The organism is Planctomycetia bacterium (assembly GCA_021413845.1).
GTDB lineage: Bacteria > Planctomycetota > Planctomycetia > Pirellulales > PNKZ01 > PNKZ01.
Window position 1 is genome coordinate 17,394 of sequence record JAIOPP010000070.1, and the last position, 13,116, is coordinate 30,509.

Below are 13,116 nucleotides of genomic sequence, written 5' to 3' on the forward strand. Positions count from 1 at the left end.
GCGAGGCTTTGCTTAAAGCCCGTCGATAAAGGCCGACACGAGCCGATTAAACTCCGCCGGATTCTCCATCGGCGACATGTGCCCAGCGTTTTCGATCACTTGAAACTGCGCGCCGGGAATCGCCGCGGCGATCGCTTGCATTTCTTCCACCGGCGAGATCACGTCTTCGCGGCCGACGACGACGAGCGTCGGCACCGTGATCTTCGGCAGGTAATCGCGCATGTCTTCACGCTCGGCCATGCCGAGCTGCGCCGCGGCCAGCCCTAGAGCGTTCGTCGATTCGATGGTGTTCCGTATTCCGGCGACGATTTCGGGATGCGAGCGATGCGTTTCGGCCGCGAATAACTTCGCAGGCATCGCTTCGGCCACGGCTCCGGTGCCGTACTTCAGCACATGGTCCGCCATCTTGCGGCGCGTCTCCGCGGCTTCGGTGGTATCGGCTGCCGCTTTCGTATCGCACAGTACGAGCGCGCGAAGTTTGTCGGCATGCTGCTTGGCGAATTGCCAAGCGACATAGCCCCCCATCGAAAGGCCGCAAAAGACGACCGGTTCACGGACGGCGAGCTCGTCGAGAACCGCGGCGCAGTCGTCGGCAAGACGCCGCATCGTCGTTTTGCCGGGCACGACCTCGCTCGCACCGAAACCCCGCAAGTCGGGAGCGATCACCCGATAGCGCTCGGCAAACGGCTTGAGCTGAGCGTTCCACATCGCGTGCGACAGTGGAAAACCATGCGCGAAGAATACCGGCGTGCCTCGGCCTTCGTCGAATACTGCGAGGCGCACGCCGTCGACCGTGATAGGTTTCATGCATCGTTCCCGGATTCTCAGAAGCAGCTCATCGAGCTCAGCCGTGCAGATGCTTGGCGAACGTCGCCTTGGTACGGCGCCACATTTCAGGGCTCAGCACATGGCCGGTGCCCGCTTCGATGTAGGAAGTGAACTTATCCTCGGCATGCACGGCTTCATATGCGCGGCGAATCGTTTCGATCCCTTGTTTCGCTTCGGCGATCGGCGTGCCGAAATCGAGTTCTCCCAGGTTCAGATGCAACGCTCGGGGCGCGATCAGCGCTGCGATGTCGGGAGTGTCGCCGAATTCGAACAAGCCCGGAATGAAATTCGGGAAGCAGTGCAGCATCTCGACGCGATGGATTGCAGCATACGTCGGCAAGCAGCAATTTCCGACGAGGACTTTCAGCCGTGGTTCCCAAGGACCGACGAGCCAGGTGTGCGTGGAGCCCATCGAGTGGCCGTAGCAACCGAGGCGATCGGCTTGCACCTCCGGCCGGCAGGCGAGATAGTCGACTGCTCGACGCATGTCGAGAATGTTTTTCCACGCCAAGCATTTGCCGCCGACGACATAGCGCAAGAACAGAAATCGCTCCAGCTGCGCCCCTTTGAGCTTGCCCGTTTGCCGTTCGCCGAAGCCGAGCGTATCCGGGCAGACGACGACATAGCCCTCGCGTGCCAGAGCGACGCCCGTGTGGTGCATCTCCGAGCCTTTGAGGCCGGCCGGTTCGGTCATGCCGATGTCGTAGGCGCCGTTGTGCTGATGCCAAAGGCAAATACCCGGCGCAGGCTTCGACGACGTCGCACCCTCGGGCACTAAGACATACGCCGCAACGCTCTCTCCCGGCTCGACCTCGTAACGGACCTTTTCCAGGCGATAGCCGTCGTGTTGCGTCGTTTCGATGGTCGAGGCGTTCAAAGGCCCGGCGTCGGGCCAAGGGCCGCCGAGGCAATCTAAGAGCTTTTCGCGAAAGTCGGATCGCATGAGAAAGAGCCGGGGTCGGAGATTGGGATCGGATTTATTAGTGCGAGGCGAGGCTTAGGAGCTCGGGGCCGCTTTCTTTTTCGCCTGGGCGTCTTGAAACAGTTTCAGTTGGCGGCGCATTTGCTGCGAGTGCGGTTCGAGCTCGATCGCGCGCGATTGCGTCTTCACCGCATTGTCTAAGTCGCCAACGGCGTAATAGCAACGGCCGAGCGTATCAAGGTGCCCCGCGTTCTCCGGGCGAATCTCTAGCGATTTCTGCGAGGCCTTCAGCGCTTCCTGAAAATCCCCTTCGGTATTGCTGAGCAACCACGCGAGTTGGTTGTAAGGCGTATCGGAGTTCGGAGTTTCCTGAATCTGCCGCCGATAAATCTCGGCCGATTCGCGAATCAACTTCCGAATTCGATCGCGCAGCGAAGCATCGAGGTCGGGGATTTGAAACAGGGCAATGAGTATCTCGGCGTCGTATTGATCTTCGCCGAGTCCTTCGAGCAGATGTTTCAACGCGGTTTTCGAGTCCTTGGCGTCGAGGTGGTGCAATGCGTAGAAGTAGTGCGCTCGTGCCCGATTGGCTTCGAGCGTTCGATCTGCCTCGGAGAAATCGAGCCCTTGGGCCATCGCCGCTTCCATGCCGGTCGTGGCGGCGTCGAGAACTTTTCCGGCTTCTTGATCCGCTTTCCGATCATGGAGCGATTCGCTCAGCAGAAACTGAGCCGTTAGCGTTAAGACTTGGCCCGGCGTACCCATGCCGACGGCATCGCGGTATTCTCCTTCCGACCATTCGATGAGGCCTCGCTTGTGGAGCTCGAGTCCGATAATCAAGTGTCGTCGCTGATCTTCGGGATTGAGTTTCCGAGCTTGCGCCACGATCTCGTTCGCCTCGGGAATCTTCCCTTGCGCCTTACGAGCGTGAGCCAAGGAGTACAGCAAGAGCGGGTCTTGATCGAAACGTCCCGAGAAGCGCGTCGCGAGTTCGTCGATCTCGGCCCAGGCTTGGTTTTCCACGAGCCATTGCAAGACTTCGTTCAAGACGGAAGTGCCCGACTGCTCGAGCGCGACCATTTGCATCATCGCCGCGACTGCCTCCTTGCGGCGATCCAATTGCTTGAGCAGTTCGGCTTGCCGTCGCCATAAGCTCATCACGATTTCCGGGCTGCTTCGCTGCGGATACTGCCGGAGGATTTGCATTTCGGCATTCGTTAACGTCCGGAGCGTTTCGACGGCTTTCGCCGGATCGTGCTTCGTCAATAAATAGGTGCGGACCCATTCCGCGGCCGGGCGCGGACTGGAGCCGAGGCCGGCTTGCAATGCTTTTTCTCTCTCGCTCCAATTTTCATCGGCTGCCGATTTTCGATCGATCAAGCGTACGGCGGCTCGTTTCGAGAGAGCTTGCGAACGCTCGAAGCGGATGATGCGGCAGAGGGCAGCGAGTGGTTTTACATCGGGCAATTGCGCCAGTTGGTCGATCACCGTCTTGCGCGCATCCTCGTCCATCCCTTCGTAGTTTTGCGTGAGTTTTCTGACTTCGATCGCATCGTTCTTGTCGTTCCATTCGACTTTGATGAGATGCAAAAGGTAAGCGGCTCGTCCGAGAATCTCGACGTCCCGTTCGGTGTCGAGCGCCTCACTGAGAGAGTCGAAGGCTTGCGCGCCGGCTGTCGTGAGCTCCGCCTGAGCTTTTTCACGATCGAAATAGTTTTCGGCTCCGAGTTGCGCGATCAACGCGACGATCCGCTTCTGATCGATCGGCTCTTGCTTGGCGACCACCGCGTCGGCGGCGACCGCAAGCGTCGACGACATTTCGATCGCTGCTTGGCAAACGACGCAAATCTGGAATGCCGCCAGCCGGACGATGCGTTGGGATAAAAACATTGCAAACGCCTTTAAGCGGCGTCTCCTGACGGAAGCGAAAGCCGACGAACTTTTAAGGAAACTACATAGGCCTGAATCGGCGATAAGAACAGCATAGCCGCGCGGAAACGGATGCAGCAAGCATAGTAGCAGCGAGAATGCTATCGACGCCGGTTTTCAGGTCGAGCTATATTCTCCACTTCGCGGTTTTGAGCGGAGAGTGAGAGTCTCTCCTCAGGCGATCGAAGAACCGCTCGGCCAAGTCTTTTGCGGCCGATCCTCAGGGTTGAGAACGATTCGCAGGCTAGGATGCCGCCCATGGATTTCGGAAAACAAGACGCCGGCGACTGCGGCGATCGTCCCGAGGCGACTCTTGCCGACAAGTCGCAAAATAACTTCCGACTATCGCTACGCGATTTCGTTTTGATCGCGTCGTTCGGGCTCTCCATGCTGCTGATCAATCTGGGCAGCGTGCGCGTCCTGACGTTTCACGAGACGGTCTTCGCACAACCGGCGAAAGAGATGCTCCGCACCGGCCGCTGGATCGTGCCGACGATCGCCGGAGAACCGTTTTTCGATCGAACTCCGCTAACCGCCTGGTCGATCGCGCTGTCGATGAAAATCTTCGGCAGCGACGCCGAATGGGTCGTACGGCTTCCGTCGGTCTTGTTCGGAGTCGGGACCGCGATCTTGATCGGGATGATGGCCGCACGTTGGTTCGGCCGGCGCATCGGCTTGCTCGCCGCCTTGATCGAGTTGACGACGGTGCAGACGCTGACGTTCGCGCGACTTGCCGAGGCCGACACGTTGCTCTGTTTCACCGTCACCGCGGCGATGTATTTCTTCGCGCTCGGCAACGTCGCTAGTCCGCGAAGACGAATCGAATCACGCTGGTTGCCGGTCGCGTTCTCGGTCGCGCTGGCCGCATCGTTCATGGTGAAATGGTTGTTCGGGCCGGCTTTCATCGGGCTCGGCTGCCTCGCATTTTGCGTTCTCTCGCGCGACCGCAAGGCCTGGAAGTTCCTCTTCGATCCCTTCGGCATCGTCGTCGCGGCGCTGCTGACGATTCCCTGGCTCGTCGCCGCGTATCGGGAACAGCCGACCATCGTCGATGCGTTCGTCAGCAATCATTTCCATCGCTTCGGTGGCGACATGGGGAGTCGCGAACCTTGGTTCGCTTATTTCTACTTGATTCCGTTCTTGCTGATGCCGTGGATTCCGTTTGCTGGGCCGGTCCTCGCGTCGCGACTTCGCAATTCGAAAACGCGAGAGTCGTTTTGGCTATTCGGCGTCTGCTGGTTCGTGTCGGGCATGGTGTTGTTGAGTTGGAGCACCTTTAAGGCGAAGCATTACGCGATCCCTCTCTTGCCGCCGCTCGTCGTCGCGGCGGCAGTCGGGCTCCACGAGTATCTGCAACGACGAAGAATCGAAACCAGTCGGCTATTGCCTGGGTTCATCGGAGCCGCTTTGGCGACAGGCTCGGCCATCGTCGCATTCTTAGAATGGAAACGACCGACCGATGCTCACGCGCTGGCGGTTATCGTAACCATGATCACGCTCGGCGGCACGGCGGCGCTTTGCTTCGAGCGACGGCGCCGAGTCAACCTGCAACTGGTCGCGACTTTCGCGACGCTTTGGATCGCGTCTGTCGCCGTGCAAACGTGGATCATGCCGACGCACGACTCATTTCGTCCGCTGGCCGAACTGGGGCGGCGTACTTCGAACTTCGTGCCCCCGGGGACCGTTGTACACTTGGTGAAACTTCCCGAAGTACAGATTCCGTTCTACATCGATCGGCCGCAACGACGTTGGGATGTAATAGAGAAGTTCACGCCGGAAGAAGCCGCACTTGCTTCCGAAAAAGTTTCCGACACAGCTTCCGATACGGCCGTCTCGCCGAGCGCCGTGTATGTCGTTACCTCGCGCGACTACGTCGAGCATCTGAGTAAATTATCGCACCAGGTCGAAGTGCTCGATTCCGGCACTCGCAGCGCGCACTTCACCAGCGATCGGGATCGGCTGGTGCTGCTGCGCATGGGCCTCGCTGCGGATTCGCGCCCGGCCGCAGCTCGACCGAACGGCGCTACGGTGAGATGAACCGGGGCTCCCGAGCTACTTGAGCTCGTCCATGAAGCGCAGGTATTGCGACTCGATCAGCTTCAGGTCGCTGCCGAAAATCGAAGTGAAGTCTTTCATCCGTTCGCTGGCCGGATAGTGTTGAAAGATCGGTCGCTTTGCGGTCAGGGCGAGATATTCGGCGTATTTCCTCGACATCTTTTCGCCGAGATAGAACGAAAACGCCCACGCTTCGCAGTACGCCGTCGATGTGTCGCTCTCGAACATGCGATCGGTCGAAATCAATTCCGCGATGAGGCCCGCCGGTCGGGCCGAGCGACGGCTTTTGAATTCGCCGAGCCTGCCGCGGTTGATGCGGTCGTCGAGTTTCGGGAACTTCCTCGCGTTCCATACTCCTTGCGGCTCGAACATCGTGCCGAGCCCTTCGACGAGCCAGCGCGGGGTTTCGGCGAAGCGGCGATGCACGCCCGTGTTGTAAGCCGTCTGATGCGTGACTTCGTGAATGACCGTGTCGATGTTGGCGGCGGAATCGCCACCGCCGCTCTGCTGGTCGTAGAGCGTCACCCGATTCGACCGCGCGGAATAGTAGCCGAGGTATCCCGGGCCCATTGAGGAACCTTCCGAGGCAGCGTAACGCTGAAAGTCTTGCTGCGTCGGCCAGATAATGGCGACCAACGGAAACTCCGGCTCTTGAAGCGCGAAACCGCGAACCGTGAAGTAATGCACGAACTGGCGATACATTTCTTCGAAGCGCGGAGCCCAGTCTTTCTTTTGGCCGCGCGGATGGGCGACGAGGTAGTGGCCCGTGTGCGTGACTTCGAATCCCCGGCCGAGTTCCTTGGAGAGCCGTTCGCGCATTTCAGCGGCCGAGTAGCCTTGAAACGTCGCCGACGACTTACGCGATTCTTTCGCGGCGGCCGGCTTGAAGTCGTGTAGGCGCCCTTCGCGCGACAGCAGAAAGACATTGCTCTCGTCCCAGGAGAGAGGCGTTCCTTCGAGAAATCGTCCGTCGACCTTCATCGACAACGTCCAGCGGGCAGGCTCGACCGCGTCGGCATTTTCTCCGAGAGAATGGAAGCCGCAAGCGACGGCGATGAGCATCGTAGCGAGCGCAAAATGTCGCGACATAAGAACCGTCGGGCACGGAAAGAGAATCGTCATCAAGGCGTCCGACGAAACTCTACGTCACCCCACACGACCGGGAGTGCGCTGGATCCGGATGTAACGGATGTGCGGATTCGCACAAGGAATTCTCGTGGAAACTCCCTCGCTTCGATTTCACCGGCGACTTATCCGATCAACTCGTGAATCGGCTGCTGGTGTTCGAGCAGATATTGCGGCCGGCCTGCCGGGTCGACGATCGTGGTCTTGCTCACATCGATGCCGACGTTGTGATAGAGTGTCGCCATCACTTCCTGAAAGTGGACGGGACGATCTTCCACGGCTTCGCCGAGGCGATTCGTGCTGCCGATCGCTTGCCCAGTTCGCATGCCGCCGCCGGCCAAGATCGCACAACTAACCGCCGGCCAATGGTCGCGGCCTCCCTTGTCGTTGATTCGCGGGCTTCTTCCGAACTCTCCCCAGGCGACGATCGTGACGTCGTCGAGAATGCCGCGCTCATCAAGATCCTGCACCAAAGCGGTGAGGCATTGATCGAGCTTGCCGCCGTGGTCGCGAACGACCGCTCCGTTGTCGCTGTGAGCATCCCAACGACCGTAGCTCAGCGTAACGCAGCGAACACCGGCCTCGACGAGCCGACGGGCCATGAGCAGATGGTCGTTGCAGGTCGGTGCCCCGTCGTATCGGTGTTGATATGGCAGTCCGGAACCGTAGCGCTCTAAGATCCGCGGCTCTTCTTTCGTCAGGTCCAACGCCTCGACGAGTTTGCTCGACGTCAAGACATCGAACGCGCGCCGGCTATATTCGTCGACCGCGTCCATCGTTCCGTTCGTGTCGACGATTGATCGCATCTTGTCGAACTTGCTCAACAATTCACGCCGATTCGACAGCCGGTCGAGCGATATCGAACCGAGCTTCATATCCTGCATGCCGGGGCCATCGGGCTTGAAGGCCTTATACGATGGGCCGAGGAAGCCGGGGCGACCGCTGTCGGACCACGCCTGATGGCCGGCGGTTTCCGCTAGCCCGACGAATGCCGGCACGGACGGATCCACAGGGCCTCGCAGCTTTGCCAGCGCCGAGCCGAGGCTCGGGCGGCCTCCCAGGAACGAGAGCGAATCCTTGGGCCAGCCGGTTAGACATTGTTCGGCATCGTGAGGCCCTTTGGCACCCACGATCGACCGGATCACGGCGAACTTGTCCATCATGCCGGCGATGTTCGGGAAGCATTCCCCGATCTGCAAGCCGGGAACTCGGGTATCGATCGGGCGGAACTCGCCGCGAATCTCAGAGGGGGCTTGGGTCTTGATATCCCAAAGGTCTTGGTGCGGCGGCCCACCGCAGAGGAAGATGTTGATCACGGCCTTGTGCCCGAGACCACGCTTCATAGGAAGCTTCGGGCCTTCGATGGTCACGGCTCGAGCCTCGGCCCGAAACAGGTCCGATAGGGTTAGGGCACCGGCACCTAGACCGAGAGCGCCGATCGCGAGAAAGTTGCGTCGCGAAAGACCATCGCAGAGCTTATGGTTTCGATCCTTGCGGGAGTCGAATAGTGTGAGCATGGCACATCTCCATCACGGGAACATCGATCGCAAGCAGGTGGGAGCAGTTCATGAGGCGGGTCGTTGAGGGAGCGGGAAGGTAAAGAAAGTCTCGGAATGAGAAAACCTCAGTCCCGGTCGAGTTATCTTGCTGAATGGTGGATAGGGATGGGTGCGATAGACAGAGAACTAAGGAAAAGTGAGTGCTGATGGCGAGCTGTGCGAAAAGTGTCAAACTAGAGCACTGTTAGGCAGAAAATTACGATTGTGATAATCAATTCGGGTTATCTTTGAAAAGCATCGACTGCTATTAGACTTAGATCGGTTTTTGAGGTCCTTGCTTCACAGTTTTATTGTAGCTAGCAAAACTATGGCGGACCAACAAATAAAGTATTCCCTATGAAACGGCGGGCGAAGAATATTTCTTGGATTTCCGATCGGAATTGGATAGGGCGGGACATTCCGCCGGAAACATCTTGTAAGCAGCTGGTATTTATCGAGCAGCCTTGCCCATAAGACCTCCGCTAAGAAGCGAAGTATTTCCGAACTTGTTACGGCTTAAAGGATTCGGAATCGATGCCGAGCATGCCGGAACTCCGAAGCCCTGCCGCTTCAGCCGAGGTCGAGATATACGGAGAGGTCGGCAAAAGGCCATCCCCGCAGCGGTGAGAAAAATCGCTCGCTCAAGCGGCGAGCGGCGACACTTAGGAGCCGCCGGCACTTTTAGAAGTGCGCATGAATATCGACGAGGGGCGTGGAAGCCTTGTCGCCGGCTCGCCCGCAATGAAAGGAGCGTAAGCCCAGAGGGAGGTAGGAGGTATTCGAGCTAGCTAGGCCTCGGTCAAACTTCGAATCGGGGGTCGAACGGCAGGCCGAACGTTTCGGCGACGGCCCGATAGGTGATCATGCCGGCATGGACGTTGATCGCCCGAGCGACCGGCTTGAAGGCCTGGGCCGCGCCGACGATCCCCCGCTCGGCGATCCGCAACACCCAAGGAAGCGTGACGTTGCAGAGGGCATAGGTGCTCGTCCGGCCGACTGCGCCGGGCATGTTCGTCACGCAGTAGTGCAGCACTTGGTCGACGACGTAAACCGGTTCGCTATGCGTCGTCGGGCGGCTTGTCGCCACGCAGCCTCCTTGATCGATCGCGACGTCGATGATCACGCTTCCCGGCTTCATCAATTTCAAGTCTTCGACTTCGATGAGCCGCGGCGCTTTCGCCCCGGGAATGAGTACCGCACCGATCACAAGGTCGGCGTTGCGCAATTGCTCGCGGATCGTATGGCGATCGCTGAATAGGCAATTGACGTTTGCCGGCATAACGTCGTCGAGATAGCGGAGGCGGTCCATATTCACGTCGAGCAGCCCGACGTTGGCTCCGAACCCCGCCGCCACCTTCGCGGCATTCGCACCGACGATCCCGCCGCCGAGCACCGCGATGTTCGCCGGTGCCACGCCCGGCACTCCGCCGAGCAAGATGCCGCGCCCCATTTGCGGTCGCTCGAGGTATTTCGCACCTTCTTGGATGCTCATGCGCCCGGCGACTTCGCTCATCGGCGTCAACAGCGGCAGCCGGCCTTGGTCGTCGCGCAAAGTTTCATACGCCACGGCCGTGCAACCGGAAGCAAGCACCGCTTCGGTCAGCTTGCGGTCAGCGGCGAAATGCAGATAAGTAAAAAGAACCTGTCCCGGCCGAAGTCGGGGCCATTCATCGGCCAACGGCTCCTTAACCTTCACGATCATCTCGGCTTCGGCAAACAGTTCGTCGGGCCCTGCGACGAGCTGCGCGCCATGTGCCTCGTATTGCTCGTCGGGGATTCCCGAACCGACTCCGGCTCCCTTCTCGAACAACACTCGATGTCCGGCGCGGGTCAATTCTTCCACGCCGACGGGAAGCATCGCCACGCGATACTCATCGCGTTTGATCTCTTTCGGGACGCCGATAATCACAGGGAACTCCTTTTCGTCGTGAAAGTCGTGGGCGCGAAGTCGGGTGCCTAGTCGGTTTATTCTTCGTCTGCGTCGAGTCCCGTCCATTCGGCGTCGAACGTGCCTGCTTCGCCGCGACTGGCGGCATCGGCTTCCATCAAGTCTTTTTCGTCGAAGCCGTCTTCTTCGTCGTCGAAAGGAGTGCCCGCTTCCTTTTCCTGCACGCCGATGTCGGGCCGTTCCGCCGCGCGTCCACCCCGCGCCGCGTCCCGTTTGGGGTCGCCATGCGATGCGCGGAGATAGAGCTTGATCGGCACTTCGGAGAAGGGGAGATGGTCGCGAAACGCGGTGAGCAGATAACGCTTATAGTCGGCCGTAATCGCCGCCGGCTCGCTGCAGAACAACACGATCGTCGGCGGCTGAATGCCGACTTGCGTGGCATAGAAGATCTTCGGCCGGCGATTCTGATACACGGCCGGCGCATTCTTCGCGAGCGCCCAACGGAGAAGCCGATTCAACTCGCCGGTTCCGATGCGCCCCGTCGACTGTTTGAAGAGCATCTGCGAATGGTTCAGCAGCGCCTTCATGTTCTTGCCGGTTTGGCCGGTGATGAACGCGATCGGCACGTATTTCATCGAGCGGAACGTATCGTGCAAGTACGTGACCCATTCGTCGGTCGTCACCTTACCGGCATAGAGATCCCACTTGTTGACGACGAAGACGCACGGCTTGTAGTTCTCGCTGACGTAATCGGCAAGTTGTTTATCGACCTTGCTGATCGGGTCGGCGCAATCGTAGAAGATCAGCACGACGTCGGCTCGGCGGATGCTGCGCTGGGCGCGATGGAAGCTGTAGTACTCCATGTCGTTCGCAATCGCTTTGCCCCGTTTCAGGCCGGGCGTGTCGATGGCGATGAACGGCTTGCCGTCGAGCTCGAACCGCACATCGACGCTGTCGCGCGTCGTGCCCGGCACTTCGCTGACGATCATCCGCTCGGCCTGCGCCAGCGTATTGACGAACGTGCTCTTGCCGACGTTGCGGCGACCGACGATCGCGATCTTCATCGTTGCGTCGGCCGGCGGTGCTTCGCCCGTGTCGGCCGGCAGTAAAGCGACGATCGCTTCCAGCAGCTCTTCACGACCCCGATTTTGATGCACGCTCGTCGGCACGACCGGCTGATAGTGGAGTTCATGAAACTCGCCGGTCAGGTTTTCCAGCGTCATCGCGTCGGTCTTGTTGGCGACGAGAATCACCGGAGCCGTGGCGGTGCGCAAGCGGCGAGCGACTTCTTGGTCGAGCGGCGTCAGGCCGTCGCGCGTGTCGACGACGAACAAGATCACGGCGGCCGAATCGATCGCCGCTTCGATTTGCGACTCGATGTGTTCGGTGAGATTATCTTCGTCGTCGATCCCCATCCCGCCGGTATCGACCATCTCGAAGTAGCGATCGTTCTCCTGCAATAAGAAGGTAATTCGGTCGCGCGTTACGCCGGCCCGGTCGTCGACGATCGCGATGCGCTTATGAACGAGCCAATTGAAGAGGCTGCTTTTGCCGACGTTCGGCCGACCGACGATGACTACCTGGGGAACGCCCATACGAATGCCGTTGATTTGAAAGAAAGAGAGTGAGCGACGCTTTGCAGCACGCTCCTAGTCGAGTTCGAAAAAAGACGCAGTCCCTCGCGAGACGCAGTCCCTCACGGGAAGAGGCCCCGGGGCGAGCATCGATAGAGGTTTCCTATTCTACTTCGTAAGGCGTCGGCGAACCAGGAGCGATTCGCGTTCTGGTCAATCGACCGACCGATGCCGTATACTTCTCCGACTTAGCGACCGTTTGTCACCCAATCCCTTGTCCCTGTCTCTCAAGAAATTCCGGCGTAATCCCTCGCGCCGGTGGAGATCGTCCCGATGGCCGATGCACGACGGATCGCACGTCAACGACTGGAAAGTCTGAAACGGGCCGGAGTGACGAATGTAAAACGAGGGCGCAAAGCGCTGTCCGGCGAGGCGGCTGCTCAAGCTAACGATGCCGAGCCGGCGAGCCGAAAACAGGTTGCCGCCACAGCCAAACCGGAAGCGGTGAAGCCAAGCACGGCAGCGAGACCGGCCACGGCGGCGAAGTCGACTGCTGCGGCTGCCGCACCGGCGCCGTTATTGAAGACCCGCCCGCAACGTGAGGCGGCCCTCGATATCATTCGCAACAAAGTCGCGGGCTGCGTCCGTTGCGAAGAGCTTTGCTCGACGCGGACTCAGACCGTCTTCGGGGTCGGTAATCCGCTGACGAAGCTATGCTTCCTCGGCGAAGCGCCGGGAGCCGACGAGGACAAGCAAGGCGAACCGTTCGTCGGCAGAGCAGGGCAGTTGCTCACGAAGATCATCGAGGCCTGCACGCTCCGTCGCGAAGATATCTATATTCTCAACGTGCTCAAGTGCCGCCCGCCGAATAACCGCCCGCCGAATCCGAACGAAGTCGCTAACTGTCGGGAATATCTCGACGGCCAGCTCGATATCATCCGGCCGGAGTTTCTCTGCTGCCTCGGTTCGACCGCCGCGAAGACTCTCTTGCAAACCGAAGTCTCGATCAGCAAGCTACGGGGCAAATTTCAGGAGTATCGCGGCATTCGGGTCATGTGTACCTACCATCCCGCCTACCTGCTGCGCAACCCGGACGCCAAGAAGGAAGTCTGGGCGGACATGAAGACGCTGATGCGCGAGATGGGAGTGGAGCTAGGAAAGTAAAAAGTCAGAATGCAAAATGCAAAACGTCGAAGATTCAATTTCGCTGACGGAATCCGTCTTCAGTTTTGCATTTTGACTTTTGCCTTTTAACCT

General features: G+C 59.4%; 9 protein-coding genes. 2 read left to right on the forward strand and 7 right to left on the reverse strand.

Going from position 1 to position 13,116, the window contains the following annotated elements; genetic code table 11:
• Nucleotides 1-12 precede the first annotated feature (12 nt).
• Genes K8U03_12560 through K8U03_12570 form a run of 3 tightly spaced genes read right to left on the reverse strand, consistent with a single transcriptional unit; the run spans nt 13 to nt 3,640 of the window.
• Nucleotides 13-807, reverse strand: a complete 795-nt coding sequence (locus K8U03_12560) for an alpha/beta hydrolase (GenBank protein MCE9605718.1) — start codon at nt 805-807, stop codon at nt 13-15.
• Between the two features lie 37 nt (nt 808-844).
• On the reverse strand, nt 845-1,771 hold the full coding sequence (locus tag K8U03_12565) for an alpha/beta hydrolase family protein (protein ID MCE9605719.1): 927 nt from the start codon (nt 1,769-1,771) through the stop codon (nt 845-847).
• Nucleotides 1,772-1,825: 54 nt separating this feature from the next.
• Nucleotides 1,826-3,640 (reverse strand): hypothetical protein, encoded by a 1,815-nt coding sequence (locus tag K8U03_12570; protein ID MCE9605720.1) that lies wholly within the window; start codon nt 3,638-3,640, stop codon nt 1,826-1,828.
• Between the two features lie 297 nt (nt 3,641-3,937).
• Between K8U03_12570 and K8U03_12575 the strand changes: the two genes are divergently transcribed.
• Entirely contained in the window at nt 3,938-5,716 is a 1,779-nt protein-coding gene (locus K8U03_12575; GenBank protein ID MCE9605721.1) for a glycosyltransferase family 39 protein, read from the forward strand.
• Nucleotides 5,717-5,731: 15 nt separating this feature from the next.
• Here K8U03_12575 and K8U03_12580 read toward each other — a convergent pair whose 3' ends face one another.
• The 4 genes from K8U03_12580 to der all read right to left on the reverse strand — a co-directional run bounded on the left by K8U03_12580 (nt 5,732) and on the right by der (nt 11,880).
• Nucleotides 5,732-6,823: a DUF1570 domain-containing protein gene (locus K8U03_12580; GenBank protein ID MCE9605722.1), complete on the reverse strand. Its 1,092-nt coding sequence runs from the start codon at nt 6,821-6,823 to the stop codon at nt 5,732-5,734.
• Between the two features lie 161 nt (nt 6,824-6,984).
• Nucleotides 6,985-8,376, reverse strand: a complete 1,392-nt coding sequence (locus tag K8U03_12585; GenBank protein MCE9605723.1) for a DUF1501 domain-containing protein — start codon at nt 8,374-8,376, stop codon at nt 6,985-6,987.
• An 820-nt stretch (nt 8,377-9,196) separates the two neighbouring features.
• Nucleotides 9,197-10,306, reverse strand: coding sequence for an alanine dehydrogenase (ald, locus tag K8U03_12590; protein ID MCE9605724.1), 1,110 nt, complete (start codon nt 10,304-10,306; stop codon nt 9,197-9,199).
• Between the two features lie 56 nt (nt 10,307-10,362).
• Complete coding sequence (gene der / locus K8U03_12595; protein MCE9605725.1) at nt 10,363-11,880, reverse strand: ribosome biogenesis GTPase Der; 1,518 nt, start codon at nt 11,878-11,880, stop codon at nt 10,363-10,365.
• 312 nt (nt 11,881-12,192) lie between these two features.
• Between der and K8U03_12600 the strand changes: the two genes are divergently transcribed.
• Entirely contained in the window at nt 12,193-13,023 is an 831-nt protein-coding gene (locus K8U03_12600; protein MCE9605726.1) for a uracil-DNA glycosylase, read from the forward strand.
• Nucleotides 13,024-13,116 lie beyond the last annotated feature (93 nt).